Here is a 15,985-nt window from a genome sequence, read left to right as displayed (position 1 = left end):
GGCTCCGCCGTTCTTGATACGCACTCACTGACCGTGACCCGCTCAATGTCGCGCTACTTGGCCGGTATACTGGCTCTTCTCGTCCTGCTCGGAGCGGCAGCGACCGTCGCGCCGACGGCGTCAGCGGATCGGACGCTCGTCGTTACCGACACGGAAACCGACGAGCAACTGCTTTCGGTGCCGGTAGACGACGGCGACGTCGTTACGCTCTCGTATACGCACAGCGTCGAGAAGACGCCCGTCGAGGATATCTACGTCGTCGACGGCACCCAGCTCCGAATGGATCGGATGGTCTTTCACTCACACGGTGCTGGGCTGCCCTCGGACGCGCCGATCGAGACGACCGACGAGGGGCTCGTCCTCGACCTCAACGAATCGTACGACGAAGTCGGGGTCGTTCCGGGATCGATCGCCGGACACGAACTCATCGTCGACGGTGAACGCTACGATCTGGTCTCGCTCTCCGATGGGGCAGTTTCCCTCTCCATACTCGAGCCGACGTTCGTCGACGATCTCCTCCGGGCCGAGGCTCGCTTCGCGCCGATAGACGATCCGAGATCACTACACATGCAACCATGAGTACGGACACACGAGACGAAGACGCGCTTTCGACTGAGGAACAGGACGACGTACTACAGGAGGTCGATCGAAGCCGAACCCATCAGGGACTCTCGGCTGCGCTCGTCGCCCTGATCGGGATCACGTTTTCGGCGTTCCAGATGTGGATCGCGGCCCGGAGCTATCAGTTCAGCGTGACGCTACCGGTCGTCGGATCCGTCGAGATCGCCTCGCTACAGCCACTGCAGGTGTACTCGATCCACGTGACGTTCGCGCTCGTCCTCGCGTTCCTGTTGTTCCCGGCGAGCGGCGGCGACGGGCGCATCGCCCGTCGACTCGGCGCGATCGTTCCCGCTGCCCGACGCCGATTCGGTCCGGACAGCTCCGTTACCCGGGCCGTCGAACGGCTCGGAGACGGGCTCCGTTGGGCGGCCGTCGATCCGAACCTGCGACGGATTACGCCGCTCGACGCCGTCCTCGCCGTCCTCTCGCTGTTCCCGATGTACTACGTCGTCACCTCGTACGACGAGATCAAGCGGCTGGCGACCTTCGGTATCCAGTCGGGCGAGCCGCTCGGCGAGGCCATCCCGCTACTCGAGCCGTTCGTGGTCGCACTGGCCACGCTCGGCGTGCCGATCGACGAGCAGTCCGGTGCGTTCCTGCTTGGCGCGCTCGGTATCCTGCTGGTGCTTGAGGCGACGCGCCGGACCCTCGGCGTCGTCCTCATGTCGCTGATCGCGTCGTTCATCGCCTACGCTCGCTGGGGGTATTTCATCCCGCACGACTCGGCGATCGGGGCGCTGTCGATTCAGCCCGATACCTGGGCGAGTATCGTCTACGACCTCTGGTACACCACCGAAGCGGGCATCATGAGTACGCCCGTCGCGGTCAGCGTTCGTTTCATCTACATCTTTATTCTCTTCGGTGCCTTCCTCGAGATGAGCGGTGCCGGCAAGTGGTTCATCGACCTCGCGTACTCGCTGACCGGCACCAGAAAGGGCGGCCCGGCGAAAGCGAGCGTCGTCTCGAGCGGCTTCATGGGAATGCTCAGTGGCTCGTCGATCGCCAACACGGTGACGACGGGCGCGTTCACGATCCCGCTGATGAAACGGTCGGGTTACTCGCCATCGTTCTCCGGCGCGGTGGAGGCCTCGGCGTCGTCGGGCGGGCAGGTCCTCCCGCCGGTGATGGGTGCGGCCGCGTTCCTCATCGTCGAGTTCACCGGGACGGCGTATTCGGACGTGATCGTGGCGGCGACTCTGCCCGCGATCGCCTTCTTCTTCGGGATGTGGGTCATGGTCCATTTCGAGGCGGTTCGTGGCGGGATCGGCGGGATCGCACGCGGTGAGCTTCCGAACGGTCTCGAGAACTTCCGCACCGGATGGTTCTATCTGATCCCGCTTGTCCTCCTGATTCACTTCCTGGTCATCGCTCGACTGTCGATCAACCGCGCCGGCTGGTATACGATCATCGCTATCGTCGCGTTGATCGCCGTCGTGGCCGCCTACGACGAACGCAGTCGCGGCCCGCTGTTCGGATCGATCGCCGCGATTACGCTCGCCCACGCCGCGGCGTTCGCGACCTACGGCGTCGGGCTCGGGACCGCGATTCAGGTCCCGATCGGCCTCGAGTCGGCGGCCGATCCGTACGCGCTCGGTGCTGCGGCGACCGCCGCCGCGTCGGACCTCGGGACGATCGCGATCCTCGTCAGCGTCGGCTTCCTGCTCGCTCGGCCGCGGTCGGACGCACCGCTGCTCGAACTCGACAGTGCGGTCGACGACTCCGCACGCCGGAGCGCGGAAGCGATCGGCCGTCCGTCGATCGCCGGTAACGCCGGCTACCGCTTCGGCACGTTCGTCGTGAAATCGATGGATTCGGGCGCGCGGACCGCAACGACGGTCGTCATCGCCGTCGCAGCGGCGGGCGTCGTCCCCGGCGTGATCAGCGTCTCCGGGCTCGGCCCGAACCTCGCCGCGCTCATCGAGGCCGTCAGCGGTGGGTCGATCCTGATCCTGCTCGCCTTGACGGGCGTCGCGGCGATCATCTTCGGAATGGGGATGCCGACGACCGCGATGTACATCATCCTGGTCGCGATGCTCGGCGGACCGATGGAGGACCTCGGCGTTTGGGTCGTCGCCGCCCACCTCTTTATCCTCTACTTCGGGCTGATGGCGGACGTCACGCCACCCGTCGCAGTCGCCGCGTTCGCCGGTGCAGGCGTCGCGAAAGCCGACGAACTCAAAACCGCGATCACTGCGTTCCTCCTCTCGCTGAACAAGATCCTCGTCCCGTTCGCGTTCGTCTTCTCGCCGGGTATCCTGCTCGTCCGAGAGACCGGTGGTGAATGGGGACTCATCGGCTGGGCCGATATCTCGGACCTCGGCTTCTTCCTCCCCGAGGTCGTCGTTCCCGTCCTCGGAATGTTCCTCGGCGTGTACGCACTCGGCGTCACGATCATCGGCTGTCAGTACTCCCCGGTCGACTCCGGTCGCCGGACGCTGTACGCGGCCGCATCGATCTTCCTGATGGTCCCCGAGGTGCCGCTCCTCGTCCTCGAGGGCGTCCTCTCGCTGGCCGGACTGTCCGTCGGCCTCACCGACCTCCTCGTCACGCTCCCGCTCCGGGCGCTCGGACTGGCGATTCTCGTCTCGCTTTCCTACCGCAACTCCGCCCGTGCATCCGGTGCCGAGTTGGGGGCCGCCACACCGACGCCGAACGACGTGTAATCGAACCGTCGACCCATTACTGTTTTAACATAATCTGCCCAAGAGTCGTTCGTGACTGCTCGAGAGTCTGATCGCTCGCTCGTTCCTAACGACGTTCCCTCACCGGACCGCGTGTTTCGACTCGCGTTCGGCGGCTACGTCGGCGTTCTCGTTGCGGGTCTCGTGACGGTACTGGTCGTGCTGGTCCGTCCGGAGACGACTTCGAACGGCGTGGCGGGAACGTACGCCGCTGGACTGGGCGGCGGCTGTCTCGTCGGCGTCGCCCTCGCGAGTCGCGTCCGCGGGTTGGCGGTCCGGCTCGGCCGAACGTGGGGTCGACGGGCCGCGCTCGTCCTCTTGCCAGTTCCAGTCGGGATCGCGGCCGGCGTCTCGCTGGTGACGCCGCTCGAGTCGCCCGTCGGCGTCGTGGCGCTCGCGGCGTCGATCGCCGCCGCCGTCGCGGGTCTGGTCCTCCGCTGGCTGGTCGCGACCCGCTATACCGACGCGTACACGCCCAGTGACCCCATCGCAACGTGGCGATGGAATCCGCCGAGTAGCCCCAAGCTGGACGCCCTCCTCCTTGCGATGTGGCTCCTGTTGGGAATCGGCGACGCACTCACCGGGAACTGGGTGGGCACGCTCGTCTGGACCGGGCTGGCGATCGCGTGGGTTGCCAGCGGACTCGTCGAGGGTCGCTGGCGGCTCGGCGCGTTCGGAGCCACGCCCGAGATACGGGTCTACGCGGACGGTCTCGTCAAGCGTCGGCCCTACACCCGGGAGTTCGTTCCCTGGGACGATGTCGCTCACGTCCGACTCCGCAAAGACGAACTCGTCCTCGATCGGGGACTCTTCGACGTGCGTTTCGACCGCGAGGAACTCCCGGACCTCGAGGCGCTCCGGGCCGAGATCGAGGGGCGGCTCCCGAACGGCACGGCGGGATAGGTTTACTCGAGGTCGGCTCGGCCGCTCGTCGCGCTTCGGAGCCGATCCCGTAGCGCTTCGCTTTCCGCGAGCGGGACGCGGACGTCGAAGGTGACCGTGGCCTCGTAGTCGGCGTCGAACTCGTGGCCCTCGCTCTCCAGGATCGAGCGGACGGTCCCCGAGTCGTCGTAATCGACGGTGATCTCGAGCCGTTCGTGGGGGCGTTCCTCGACGACGCCGGCCCGGTCGAGCGCGTCTTTCACCGCCCGCGAGTAGGCCCGGACGAGCCCGCCGACGCCGAGGTTCGTCCCGCCGTAATACCGCGTCACGACGACCGCACAGTTCTCGATCTCCTGCTGGGTGAGGACGTTCAGCGCCGGCTTGCCGGCCGACCCGGAGGGTTCGCCGTCGTCGCTCGAGTACTCCCGGAGGAACTCGCCGTCGTCGCCGGCCCGGACCCGGTACGCGGGCACGTTGTGGGTCGCATCGGCGTACTCCTCGCGGACGGTCTCGACGAACGCCTCGGCCGCTGAGACGGAGTCCACGGGACGGACGTGGCCGAGAAACTCCGATCCCTGGACGACGAACTCGGCGGTGGCCGACGCCGCGACGGTCCGGTAGGTGTCGCTCACGGGCGTTCCCTCCGCGATCGAGTCCGGACGCGTGTCATATTTGCCGCTACAACGGTCGGCGAAAAGAGCCCGTCGGTTGGCGCTCGTCGGGACCGCCTCGACCGGCTCGCAAGCGTTTGCCCGGTGTCACGCGCCGCGGTTCGTCGCTTCTCACGGGGTATGTCGCTGGCTCCCATACGCTATTATTCCCCCATGCCCAATGTGGACACATGGACGGCGATGCAATCCATTCCGACCTCGCAGATGAGATCCACAGCGTCTGCCGAACGACGGTCGGCGACGAACTCCGCAGTATCACCTACTTCACCGAGGACGACGTCGAACAGTTGTATCTCCGGTCGGACTTGGAGCAGACGGCCGATCTGATCGGCTTCGCCGAACACGAACGGCTCGGGTTCCACTCGCAGTCGGCCTACCGGAACACCCAACTCGGCGAGTACGAGGCGACGATTCGAATGTTCGAGAACGGGTTCCTCTCGCGAGTCATCCGGGGGCCCCACGGCGTCTGGGTGACGACCGACGACATGTCGATCGAGCGCTTCGAGGAACTAACGAGCGCGCTCGCGTCGGTGTTAGACGAGTACGCCGACAGCGTCGACGCGCCGACCCCCGACGGGACCGACGCCGCCTGACCCGTTACTGGAGTTCGATCTTCCGGACGAACTCGAGATCGCGGATCTCGGTGATCACCTCGCCCGGCAGGTCGCCGTCGGCGATCAGGTAGAGTTTCGGCTCGTCGGTGAACTCGGGGTCCTCGCTGATCGTCTGTCGGATCGAGATGCCGTTGTCAGCGAGCGTTCCCGTGACCTCGGCGACGATCCCCTCCTGTTCGGCGTTCTGAACCGCGACCGACAGGACGGTCAGATCCAACACCGGGGCGAGATCCATCAGGCTCGGTACCTGCGAGATGTTCTGGAAGATACGCCGCAGTTCGGGGTCCTCGAGGATGACGTCGGTCGTCGAGTCGACGACCCGCCGATCGACGCCGATCTCGCGGGCGATGCCGGTGTTCGGGATCTCGATCCCGCCGGAGACGACCCGGCCGTCGTCGTTGACCGAAAAGCCCCGCTCGAGCAGCAGCCTGATGACCGCCTGCTGGCTCGGTGATCCCTCGAACTTCTCCATGATCTCGTCGAACATTCGTTGTCGTCCCTACGGCCGGGGTGGTATAATGTCCGGTGATTGACCTCGTTCGACGACGGCGTCCCCGATACCCGTCTGACGTGTGCTTTTGTACGCCCCGTCCGATACCGTCCGTATGCGCCAACTCCGGACCTGCGACTTCTGTGAGGGCGACGCCGCCGGGACCTTCGAGATCGTCCCGCCCGAACTCGAGCCGACCGAAGCCGAACAGCGACGGGTCGTTCTCTGTCCCGACTGTCGGGAGCGACTCGAGGGGCTGCTCGAACCGTTGCTCGCCCGGGCCCGCGACGGCGCGGCTGCCGGTGGGACGGACACCGATGCGACCGGCGACGACCGATCCGACGGGGGCAGTTCGGCCGCGACGGTTCCGACGACTGCCGACGCGGCAGAAGCCGATTCAGGCTCCGATAGTGGCTCCAACGACGCCGCCACCGCGACGGCCGACGCCGATGCCGCCGACGCGTCGCTCGAGGACGGGATCACGTTCGAACGCGACGAACGCGGTGCCGCCACCGAGTCGGCCGACGAGACGGCGGCCGATACCGCCGGCGACGACGGTGCCGGTGCGGCCGACGCCGCCGATGGCGAGCCCGACCGAGGCGACGATCGGGACGGGACCGCGACCGGCCGACCGGCGGCCTACGCCAAGGTCGTTCGGCTCCTGCGCAACCGCGAGTTTCCCATGGACCGCAGCGCCGTCGAGGAACTGGCTGCCGGGGCCTACGACCTCGAGCCACGCGAGGCCGAGGCGATCGTCGATTACGCGATCGAAGACGGGGAGTTCGTCGAGAAGGGGGAGACGCTTCGGCGACCGTGACTAGAGCGTCCCTTTCGTACTGGGCGTCCCCTCCCGGCGCTCGTCGATTCGGGTCGCGTCGTCGAGCGTCCGCGCCAGCGCCTTGAACAGCGCCTCGACCTCGTGGTGGGCGTTCTCGCCGTCGACCTCGAGATGGAGCGTCAGGCCGCCGTTCATCGCCAGCGATTCCCCGAAATGACGGGCCATGTCGCTGGTGAACCCGCCGATCGACGCCTGAGAGAACGTCCCCTCGAAGTAAAAGCGTGGGCGGCCGCTGACGTCGACGACGGCCCCCGCGACCGCCTCGTCCAACGGAACGCGTCGGTCGGCGTACCGGACGATACCCGATCGATCGCCAAGCGCCGCGTCAAATGCCTCGCCGAGGACGATCGCGACGTCCTCGACCGTGTGGTGGTCGTCGATCTCGAGGTCGCCGTCGCAGTCGACCTCGAGGTCGAACAGGCCGTGTTTCGCGAACGACGTCAGCATGTGATCGAAGAAGCCGATGCCGGTGTCGACCGCGGCCGTCCCGCTCCCGTCGATCTCGAGAGTACACTCGATCGACGTCTCGGCCGTCTCGCGCGTGACCGTTGCCGTTCGCTCGCTCATGTCGAACCCATGCCGCCCCCGATACAAGGCGGTTCCGCTCGTCGGTGCCCGCATCGCACCGCCTCCCGAATCGACCGCCGAATTCGGCGACTCAGCTCTGCACTCCCGATAGCGGAGGAGATGCTATAATAAAACGTCTAAAGGGATTTCAGCCGCCATAAAAAAGTCATTCACTCGCCACGTACGGGCTGAAACGGGCCGAAACGACGCCAACCGTCGACCCGTTATATGACGTTTGCAGTGAATCTCACAGTCGAGACGAGGTGCCCCGATCCGATGTCAAACCCCTCCCCACTGTCGAACGAATCGATCGCTCCGTCGAACCCCGAGACGGAGCGTGACCGCGGCCGACTCCGCCGGTCGGTCAAACGCCCCGCACAGTTCCTGTCGTTCTGGGGCGCTATCGCGTTGCCCTTCGTCCATGTGCCGCTTCTCATGCAGGGACTGGGCGATCCCCACGTGACGCTGGCCTTCCTCGCCCTGCTCGCGATCAACGTCCTCGCACTCTACCTCGGTCACGGCTACAACCAGTAACGCTGCATCGTGAGGCGGTTTCGCACCCGGTTCGACCGGTCGGTCGCCGCCCGCCGTCCGAACCGGTCCGTCGTTCTCCCGCGACTGGCCGCCACTACCGATCCGCGACGCTACTCGGCGGCGTCGACCGCCGCCTGTGCTTCCTCGAGCGTGAACTGCCCCTCGTAGAGCGCGCTCCCGACGACGACGGCCGCTGCGCCGGCGTCCGCGAGGTCGCGGACGTCCGCGAGGGTCGCGACGCCGCCGCTGGCGATCACGGGGATGTCCGTCGCCGCGACCAGTTCGCGGACCGGTTCGGTCGCGACCCCCTCGAGTCGCCCCTCGACGTCGACGTTGGTAAAGAGGATCCCGGCGGCACCGAGATCCTCGTACCGTTTGGCTGCCTCAACGGGGCTGATCCCCGCGCCTTCGGTCCAGCCCTCGACGACGACCTCGCCGTCTTTCGCGTCGAGGCTGACGACGACGCTCTCGGGGTGGCGCTCGCTGATCTCGCCGACGATCTCGGGGTTCTCGACCGCCGCCGTCCCGAGGATCACCCGGTCGACGCCCCGCTCGAGCAGGTCGACGGCGTCGTCGACGGTGCGGATGCCCCCGCCCAGTTGCGTGGGGACGTCGACGGCGTCGATCACCGCGTCGATGGCGTCGGCGTTCCCCCGTTCGCCCTCGAACGCCCCGTCGAGATCGACCAGGTGCAGCGACTCCGCACCGGCGTCGAGCCACCGCTGAGCGGCCTCGATCGGCTCGCCGTAGCTCTTTTCCGTGCCGCGTTCTCCCTGGACGAGTTGGACGACTTCGCCGTCCTGTACGTCGACCGCCGGGATCACCTCGAACGTCCCGCTTCCGTCGTTGCCATCAGTACCCATACTCGAGTGCGCGAGGCCGGCGCGAGTAAAGGCGACGGTTTCGTCGACTGCCGTCGCCGCGTTGTGGGCGTCGTCGCGGTGATCACAATCGGCGTCTTAGCGCCTATCGCCTTCGATGAGACCGCCGAGTGGGAGATCAACTTCCTGTTGGGCGGTGCGATTTCGCGTGGGATCGGGCTCGAGGAGGCCGGTGGCGGGGCATTGGCTGGTCGTCCAGCCGACGGGGTTCCTATCGACTCGGCGACGTCCACCTGATTCCGACCCCGGCAGCTACCGGTTCGGTACCGTCGGCCAGATCGGTGTACCTTACAGCTGCTTCCGTCGCTCGGGACAGTGTTTGCGATCGCGTCCTTCCGGGCCGTTCGATGCAGATTCCCCAAAGTGCTTTCACACGTTGTCCTGAAATGACGGTATGTGATGCGATCCCGTATGGCTCGAGTTCGAAACCGACCCGCAACTGCGCTGAAGGGGCTGACCGAGCGATGAAGCCACGCTATATCGACGCGATCATCGATCTCGCCTACGGCGGTCTGATTTTCGTGTCGGTCGTTTTGATCGTCGTCGAGGGAACACGAGTCGGGTTAGCGCTCGGGTTAGGCGTCCTCGTCTCGTACGCACTACACGTCATCTGGAAGATGGCACGCTTCGATCCGGAATGGATGACGACGGAGATGGAGGAGACGGTCGAAGAGGCCGTCGAACAGACGATCGGTGAGCAAGTCGATACGGTCCAGCAACGGATCGAAACCGTCGACGAACGCATCGATCGTCGGCCACGCGAGGACGAAATCGAGAATCTCCTCGAGGAGACTGTCGTCGACACCGACGAATCGGACGAGACCGACGACCCCGCCCGATAGTCCCTCGTCGACGATCGAAATCCGTGTCCGACGGCCGTCGATCCTCTCTGCGTACGAGACGGCACAACGAATATCCGAATCGACGTGATAGCTACCTCTCAGTATGGTGTCCGCGTTGCTTCTCGTCGGGATCCTCGTGGCCGTTTTCGTCGGATACAACGTCGGCGGTGCGACGACAGGACCGGCGTTCGGCCCGGCCGTCGGTGCCGATGCGATCTCGAAGACCGCGGCCGGCGTGTTGATGACGGTGTTTTTCTTCGTCGGAGCGTGGACGATCGGTCGCCGCGTCGTCGATACCCTCGGCCGCGAACTCGTCCGGGATCCCGGCGTCTTCACGCTCGAGGCGAGTATCGGCGTCCTCTTCTTTATCGGCGCTGCGTTGTTCGTCGGGAACTTCTTCGGCGTCCCCGCCTCGACGTCGATGACGGCCGTCGGCTCGATCGCGGGACTCGGCCTCGCCGCCGGCGAACTCAACGTCGCGGTCATGGGTGAGATCGCTATCTGGTGGGTCGTCTCGCCGTTTATCGGGTTCTGGGTCTCGCTGATCATCGGCCGCTACTTCTACTCGTCGCTCAATCGACGGCTCGCGATGGTGCGCAGTGAGGGGCCCCTCTACCGGATCGATCGGTCCCGTCGGGTTCCGGTTCCGGTCCCGACCGAGACCACGAATCGGCGCGAGCTGGGGGGCATCGCGATGGTGATCGTCATCGGCTGTCTGATGGCGTTCTCCTCGGGGACCTCGAACATCGCGAACGCGGTCGCCCCGCTCGTCGGCAGCGGCGAACTCGCGATGAACCCCGCGATCGTCATCGGCTGTGCCGCGGTCGGGATCGGCACGGTCACGATCGCGCGCCGCACCCTCGAGACGATGGGGAACGATCTCACGGAGCTGCCGTTGACGGCGGCGATCGTCACCGCGACGGTAAGTGCCTCGCTCGTCATCTTTCTCTCCGCGATCGGCATTCCCGCGAGTTTCGTCATCATCGCGACGATGTGTATCATCGGCCTCGGCTGGGGACGGGCGACGCGCCCGATAACCGTGGCCGATGCCGTCCGGGGCGAGGAATCGGTCCCGATCTCCGTCGACGCCTTGACCGCCGATGCGGAGGGCGAAACGCTGCCGCCGATCGGCGACGAGGACCCGGAACGGATCCCACGTGCGTCCGATCTCTTCGATCCGGCAACGACGGCCCGCGTGGTCCTCATGCAGAACATCGTCCCGGTCATCGCGACGGTCGGCGCGTACGCCACCTTCCGGTTCGTTCCAGTCTTCGGCCTCTGACTCGACGTGCCCGCTCAGCTCGACCCGGCCCCCGCGTGTTTATTCGTCCCAACGGTGAAGGGGACGTATGGTCTCACGTGTCCTGGTCCCGATGGAGGACTCGGAAATGAGCGACCGTGCCCTCGAGTACGCCCTCGAGGTCTTCCCGAACGCCGAGATAACCGCCTTACACGTCGTCGGCGAGCCGTCACAGATGTGGGGACACGCGACGGGGCTCGCGCTCGCCGACGATCTCGAGGAAGCGGCGGAGGAACACGCGAAAGAGGTGTTCGATCGCGCACGCGACATCGTCGCGGACGCCGACGGCGACGCCGGACTCGAGACCGCGATCGAATTCGGCCATCCCGCGCGTGCGATCATCAACCGGGCGGACGACTACGAGACGGTCGTCATCGGGACTCACAGTGGATCCATCGCGGATCGTATCTTCGTTGGCAACGTCGCCGAGAAGGTCTTCCGGAGTTCCCCGGTTCCGGTCGTCGTCGTCCGGTAAGCCGCGGGCCGACGGGCCGACGACCCGCCGGTCGGCACGGCGATCGATCACGACCCGCTCGCCGCCTTCCGCGACTCGCTCGAGCGCGCGGTCCCGTGGTGTGATCCACCGTCGTGACTGTAGCAGACGCGCGCCGATTCCGTCAGCTGCGAGTTCCTTCCCTGCCGACACGAGCGGACGACCAGAGCTACGAATAGGCGTATTTTTAATATCCGATCGCATGACTACTGACCGTGAACGCGGAACCGCTGCTTATCGTCGGGATCCTCACCGCCATCTTCGTCGGCTACAACATCGGCGGCTCGACGACCGGCCCCGCGTTCGGGCCGGCCGTCGGCGCGAACGTGATCACGAAGGTGATGGCCGCCGGCCTGATGTCGATCTTCTTCTTCGTCGGGGCCTACACCATCGGTCCGCAGGTCGTTACGACGCTCGGCGAGGAACTCGTTACCGACACCTCGATCTTCACGCTGCGCTCGAACGTCGCCGTCCTCTTCTTTATCGGCGGCGCACTGTTCGTCGGCAACTACGCCGGCGTCCCCGCCTCGACGTCGATGACCGCGGTCGGCGCTATCGCCGCGCTGGGGATGGCGACCGGCGAACTCAACTGGAACGAACTCGGCGAAATCGCCGTCTGGTGGATCGTCGCGCCGATCATCGGGTTCTGGGTGGCCGGCGTGGTCGGACGATACTTCTATCCGCAGATCAACGCCTGGATCGCCATCGAATCCAAAGACGAGGGCCGGCCGATGGTCTCGATCGACCGGTCGGGGCTCGTCCCGCGGCTCCAGTTCGGCGCCGATGCCGACCGCCGGGAAATCACTGGCGCACTGACTGTCGTCGCCATCGGGTGTCTGATGGGCTTTGCGTCCGGGACGAGCAACATCGCCAACGCGATCGCGCCGATCTACGGCACCGGCGACGTCGACATGGTGCCGCTGATCCTGATCGGCTGTGCGGCGGTCGCGGTCGGCTGCTTCACGATCGCTCGCCGGACCCTCGACACGCTCGGGAGCGACATCACGAACCTCCCGCTGACCGCGGCGATCGTCGTCGCGGTCATCAGTTCGGGGATCGTCGTCAGCCTCTCGTGGATCGGGATCCCCGCGAGCTTCGTCGTCATCGCGACGATGAGCATCGTCGGGCTGGGCTGGGGGCGAGCCACCCGGACGACGACGCTGTCCGACGCCGCCCGCGGCGAGGAAACCCGCGTCTCCGTCGGCGCGCTGACCGCGGAAGCGGAGGGCGAACGCTCCCCCGAAATCGGCGAGGAAGACGTCGAGGACATCCCGAAGGCGTCGGATCTATTCGATCCCTCGACGACCGCCCGCGTGATCCTGATGCAAAACGTCGTCCCGGCCATCTCGACGATCGGGGCCTACTTCACCTTCCGGTTCGTCCCGATCTTCGGGTTCTGACCGCCCGCGGGTCCCGGTCGGTTCGTCGCGTCCCGTCTCATTGGTCTCTCCGTTTTGGCCGGATTGTTCGATACGTTCGTTCCGTCGTCCCGCTGTGACCGGACCGTACGCGATCCGGAGCCGTCGCTGACGGCGACCAGCACCGATTCATGTCCGTACAGCGGCGGGTTTCGGATTCGGCAAATACCACCACCATTTGACGGGTTCTTTCCGACATTTCTTTTTCTTCTCGTTCCTATCCACCCATTCTATAACGAACACGGGGATTCTTTCCTTCGAATTAGTCGACTCTGACTCATAGACAATTTAGGACTGAACAGCAAGCTATACCAGTGCGGGACCCGAACCGAAGACTGATGCCCACGGTAGAATACCTCAACTACGAAGTACTGGACGACCACGGCTGGGACATGGACGACGAGGACCTCTTCGACGAGGCCGCAGACGCCGGCCTCGACGACGAGGACTACGGCTCGCTCGACGTCGCCGAGGGCGAATACATCCTCGAGGCGGCCGAGGCCCAGGGCTACGACTGGCCGTTCTCGTGTCGTGCGGGTGCCTGTGCGAACTGTGCGGCGATCGTCAAGGAGGGCGAGATCGACATGGACATGCAGCAGATCCTCTCCGACGAGGAAGTCGAAGAGAAGAACGTCCGCCTGACCTGCATCGGCTCGCCCGAGACCGACGAGGTCAAGATCGTCTACAACGCCAAGCACCTCGACTACCTGCAGAACCGCGTCATTTAAAATTTGAGCGGGCCACATCGTGGCCACAACAACGTTTTTTCGAACCGACAAGTGCCGCCCAACCCGCGGGTAGTCTCGACTCTTTTCTACCGTGTGTCCGCCAACGACAGGAACTGCCGGCAGCCGTTCTCAGTCAGGTACGGACGAGATTCCGCCCGAGAGTATCCCCATCTTCGGCGAATTCCACGATTCCATCACCGATTTACCGCTTCGACGGCGACCGCTACGGTATCAGTAGTCTCCCACTGTTTACCGCGTCGAACGTAACGGGGTGATTCGGTACGGGCGTACGCGAACGTCGCGTTCATTCGATGGCGATAACACCGTCAACGGTCACTGCTGCCCCTCCGAGGAGTTCACAGACGCCCACCGTCGTACGTGCGGGGCATGTCGTCTCGAAGAACTGCTCGTACGTGTCATTGATTTCCCCGTACGCATCCATGTCTGTGAGATACACCGTTAATTGAAGAACGTCTGACGGGTCTTTGCCATACCGGTCCAGTTCCGCTTTGAGCGTTTGGAGACAGATTTCTAGCTGCCGTGACGGCGGTTCCCTACGAGCGACCTCACCGTCCCGTTCTGGGAGCAACCCCTCGAGAAAGACGAGATCGGAACTCCCGGTTTTCTTCCCGAACGCACCGACGAATTCTGCTCCGTCCCGTTGCTTCCGACTGCTTTCACTGACACGATCGAGACGAGACTCGCCTCTCTGCTGATTCTCCATACGACAGTTTAGAAAATGCTCAACTAAAAGTATTCGGCTGATTCCAACACTCTAGTCCTATGTCCGCTATATAGGGCTCTTTCCACTAGCATGGATTTCTACCGGAAGCATTAATTGAGCTACTACTCAACCAACTAGCGATGGCACGAGCGACGGAGCGACTCCAACGATATCTCGAGGACGAACTCGGGGAATGTCGCAGCGAAGATGTCGAAGAACGGCTCGACGAACTCAGTACGCTCGAGGCAGCGATCGGGCCGGAACAGGTCAACACCGAACTCGACGTTCTTTCCGCACTGGCCAACGAGACGCGCTATACGCTCGTTCGCGTTCTCGTCGCTGCAGAGGCAGAACTCTGTGTCTGCGAACTCCACGCGGTCGTCGACGTTACCGAGAGCGGGCTCAGTCACGCGCTCTCGGGGCTGGTCGAGGCCGGCCTCGTCGAGGGCCGCAAGGACGGCCGCTGGAAGAAGTACCGGGCGACCAACCGCGCCGTAGCGCTCGTGACCGTCCTCGAGGGGAGCGTGGATGAGTAGCGGGTCACACGACCACGGACCGAACTGCGACTGTGAGGGCTGTGGGGATCCGCGGTCGATGGATTTCCTCGACAAGTATCTCACCGTGTGGATCTTCGCGGCGATGATCGTCGGCGTCGGCCTGGGGCAGGTCGCGCCGTCGGTGACCGAGCCGATTCGAGACCTGCACCTCGTGGAGATCGGACTCGTCGCGATGATGTATCCTCCCCTGGCGAAGGCCGACTACTCGCGGCTCCCGACGGTCTTCAGCAACTGGCGGGTGCTGGGTCTGAGCCTCGTCCAGAACTGGCTCATCGGGCCGACGCTGATGTTCGGACTGGCGGTCTTCTTCTTCAGCGGGCTCGTGCCCGGCCTACCCGCCCGTCCGGAGTACTTCCTCGGGCTCGTCTTCATCGGGATGGCCCGGTGTATCGCGATGGTGCTGGTCTGGAACGAACTCGCCGAGGGTTCGACCGAGTACGTCACCGGTCTCGTGGCCTTTAACAGCCTCTTCCAGATCGTCACCTACGGGGTGTACGTCTGGTTCTTCGCGCTCGTCCTCCCGCCGCTGCTCGGAATGGAGGCGCTCGCGGCCGAGATCACGACGTTCAACGTCTCGCCCGAACAGGTGTTCTGGGCGATCGTCGTCTTCCTCGGCATCCCCTTCGCCGGCGGGATCCTCACTCGCTACGTCGGGACCCGAACCAAAGGCGAGGAGTGGTACGACGACGAGTTCGTCCCGACGATCGATCCGCTCACGCTGGTCGCCCTGCTGTTCACCATCGTCGTGATGTTCGCCACGCAGGGCGCGAACATCGTCGCCGCGCCTGCCGACGTGTTGCTGATCGCCGTCCCGCTGACGATCTACTTCGTCGTCATGTTCCTCATCAGCTTCGGGATGGGCCGGGGGATCGGCGCGGACTACTCGACGACGACCGCGATCGGCTTCACCGCGGCCTCGAACAACTTCGAACTCGCGATCGCCGTCGCCGTCGCCGTCTTCGGCGTCGGCTCCGGCGTCGCCTTCGCCACCGTCGTCGGCCCACTCATCGAGGTCCCCGTCCTGCTCGCGCTGGTCAACGTCGCGCTGTACTTCCAGCGCCGGTTCGACTGGGGCGAGCGCGATACGGGGAGCCTCGAGCCGACACCGCGAGAGACACCGACCGACGACTGATCACGAGAACAC

Annotated in this window: 19 protein-coding genes; 14 read left to right on the top strand and 5 right to left on the bottom strand. The window is 65.0% G+C overall.

All coding sequences use genetic code 11. From position 1 onward, the window contains the following. The first annotated feature begins 45 nt into the window (after positions 1-45). Genes ACERIM_RS08595 through ACERIM_RS08585 form a run of 3 tightly spaced genes read left to right on the top strand, consistent with a single transcriptional unit; the run spans position 46 to position 4,205 of the window. Entirely contained in the window at positions 46-579 is a 534-nt protein-coding gene (locus ACERIM_RS08595) for a DUF1850 domain-containing protein (protein WP_373632104.1), read from the top strand. Beyond that, the gene (locus ACERIM_RS08590) at positions 576-3,284 is read left to right on the top strand and encodes a TRAP transporter permease (RefSeq protein ID WP_373632102.1); all 2,709 of its coding nucleotides are present in this window, start codon (positions 576-578) and stop codon (positions 3,282-3,284) included. Before ACERIM_RS08595 ends, ACERIM_RS08590 begins: the two co-directional genes overlap by 4 nt. 51 nt (positions 3,285-3,335) lie before the next feature. Further along, the gene (locus ACERIM_RS08585) at positions 3,336-4,205 is read left to right on the top strand and encodes a hypothetical protein (RefSeq protein WP_373632100.1); all 870 of its coding nucleotides are present in this window, start codon (positions 3,336-3,338) and stop codon (positions 4,203-4,205) included. A gap of 2 nt (positions 4,206-4,207) precedes the next feature. On the opposite strand, the gene ACERIM_RS08580 is transcribed toward ACERIM_RS08585, so the two are convergent. Beyond that, on the bottom strand, positions 4,208-4,816 hold the full coding sequence (locus ACERIM_RS08580) for a YigZ family protein (RefSeq protein ID WP_373632098.1): 609 nt from the start codon (positions 4,814-4,816) through the stop codon (positions 4,208-4,210). 209 nt (positions 4,817-5,025) lie between these two features. On the opposite strand from ACERIM_RS08580, the gene ACERIM_RS08575 reads away from it, so the two are divergent. Further along, positions 5,026-5,448 (top strand): hypothetical protein, encoded by a 423-nt coding sequence (locus tag ACERIM_RS08575; RefSeq protein ID WP_006183148.1) that lies wholly within the window; start codon positions 5,026-5,028, stop codon positions 5,446-5,448. 4 nt (positions 5,449-5,452) lie between these two features. On the opposite strand, the gene ACERIM_RS08570 is transcribed toward ACERIM_RS08575, so the two are convergent. Beyond that, the gene (locus ACERIM_RS08570) at positions 5,453-5,956 is read right to left on the bottom strand and encodes a hypothetical protein (RefSeq protein ID WP_006183149.1); all 504 of its coding nucleotides are present in this window, start codon (positions 5,954-5,956) and stop codon (positions 5,453-5,455) included. 118 nt (positions 5,957-6,074) lie between these two features. Between ACERIM_RS08570 and ACERIM_RS08565 the strand changes: the two genes are divergently transcribed. Continuing rightward, positions 6,075-6,776, top strand: coding sequence for a hypothetical protein (locus ACERIM_RS08565; RefSeq protein WP_373632095.1), 702 nt, complete (start codon positions 6,075-6,077; stop codon positions 6,774-6,776). Here the strand turns inward: ACERIM_RS08565 and hisB are convergent, their stop codons facing one another. Next, positions 6,777-7,364: an imidazoleglycerol-phosphate dehydratase HisB gene (gene hisB, locus ACERIM_RS08560; RefSeq protein ID WP_006183152.1), complete on the bottom strand. Its 588-nt coding sequence runs from the start codon at positions 7,362-7,364 to the stop codon at positions 6,777-6,779. A 276-nt stretch (positions 7,365-7,640) separates the two neighbouring features. On the opposite strand from hisB, the gene ACERIM_RS08555 reads away from it, so the two are divergent. Beyond that, positions 7,641-7,898, top strand: a complete 258-nt coding sequence (locus ACERIM_RS08555; RefSeq protein WP_006648506.1) for a hypothetical protein — start codon at positions 7,641-7,643, stop codon at positions 7,896-7,898. 110 nt (positions 7,899-8,008) lie between these two features. On the opposite strand, the gene hisA is transcribed toward ACERIM_RS08555, so the two are convergent. Next, the gene (gene hisA, locus ACERIM_RS08550; RefSeq protein ID WP_006648507.1) at positions 8,009-8,761 is read right to left on the bottom strand and encodes a 1-(5-phosphoribosyl)-5-[(5-phosphoribosylamino)methylideneamino]imidazole-4-carboxamide isomerase; all 753 of its coding nucleotides are present in this window, start codon (positions 8,759-8,761) and stop codon (positions 8,009-8,011) included. 6 nt (positions 8,762-8,767) lie between these two features. Here hisA and ACERIM_RS08545 point away from each other — a divergent pair, with 6 nt between their 5' ends. From ACERIM_RS08545 to fer, 6 genes are all read left to right on the top strand, one after another. Next, positions 8,768-9,016: an arsenite transport protein gene (locus ACERIM_RS08545; protein ID WP_373632092.1), complete on the top strand. Its 249-nt coding sequence runs from the start codon at positions 8,768-8,770 to the stop codon at positions 9,014-9,016. A gap of 227 nt (positions 9,017-9,243) precedes the next feature. Beyond that, positions 9,244-9,621: a hypothetical protein gene (locus tag ACERIM_RS08540; protein WP_373632090.1), complete on the top strand. Its 378-nt coding sequence runs from the start codon at positions 9,244-9,246 to the stop codon at positions 9,619-9,621. A gap of 103 nt (positions 9,622-9,724) precedes the next feature. Beyond that, positions 9,725-10,903, top strand: a complete 1,179-nt coding sequence (locus ACERIM_RS08535; protein ID WP_373632088.1) for an anion permease — start codon at positions 9,725-9,727, stop codon at positions 10,901-10,903. A gap of 67 nt (positions 10,904-10,970) precedes the next feature. After that, positions 10,971-11,396, top strand: a complete 426-nt coding sequence (locus ACERIM_RS08530; RefSeq protein WP_373632087.1) for a universal stress protein — start codon at positions 10,971-10,973, stop codon at positions 11,394-11,396. A gap of 233 nt (positions 11,397-11,629) precedes the next feature. After that, on the top strand, positions 11,630-12,814 hold the full coding sequence (locus tag ACERIM_RS08525; RefSeq protein WP_049965222.1) for an inorganic phosphate transporter: 1,185 nt from the start codon (positions 11,630-11,632) through the stop codon (positions 12,812-12,814). A 356-nt stretch (positions 12,815-13,170) separates the two neighbouring features. Continuing rightward, on the top strand, positions 13,171-13,560 hold the full coding sequence (gene fer / locus ACERIM_RS08520; RefSeq protein WP_006183160.1) for a ferredoxin Fer: 390 nt from the start codon (positions 13,171-13,173) through the stop codon (positions 13,558-13,560). Positions 13,561-13,864: 304 nt separating this feature from the next. Here the strand turns inward: fer and ACERIM_RS08515 are convergent, their stop codons facing one another. Then, positions 13,865-14,284 carry a RidA family protein gene (locus ACERIM_RS08515; protein ID WP_006648513.1) on the bottom strand — a complete coding sequence of 140 codons (420 nt, stop codon included), beginning with the start codon at positions 14,282-14,284 and terminating at the stop codon, positions 13,865-13,867. A 140-nt stretch (positions 14,285-14,424) separates the two neighbouring features. On the opposite strand from ACERIM_RS08515, the gene ACERIM_RS08510 reads away from it, so the two are divergent. Together ACERIM_RS08510 and arsB are read left to right on the top strand one after the other, a co-directional pair. Then, entirely contained in the window at positions 14,425-14,820 is a 396-nt protein-coding gene (locus ACERIM_RS08510) for a metalloregulator ArsR/SmtB family transcription factor (protein ID WP_006648514.1), read from the top strand. Next, positions 14,813-15,973 carry an ACR3 family arsenite efflux transporter gene (gene arsB / locus ACERIM_RS08505; protein ID WP_006648515.1) on the top strand — a complete coding sequence of 387 codons (1,161 nt, stop codon included), beginning with the start codon at positions 14,813-14,815 and terminating at the stop codon, positions 15,971-15,973. The genes ACERIM_RS08510 and arsB overlap by 8 nt, the downstream gene beginning before the upstream one ends. Positions 15,974-15,985: the final 12 nt, after the last annotated feature.

Origin of the sequence: Natrinema sp. H-ect1 (assembly GCF_041821105.1) — an archaeon.
GTDB classification, from domain to species: Archaea; Halobacteriota; Halobacteria; order Halobacteriales; family Natrialbaceae; genus Natrinema; species Natrinema thermotolerans.
Note: the sequence above shows the minus strand (reverse complement) of the source record. Positions and strands in the feature narration are given on the sequence as shown.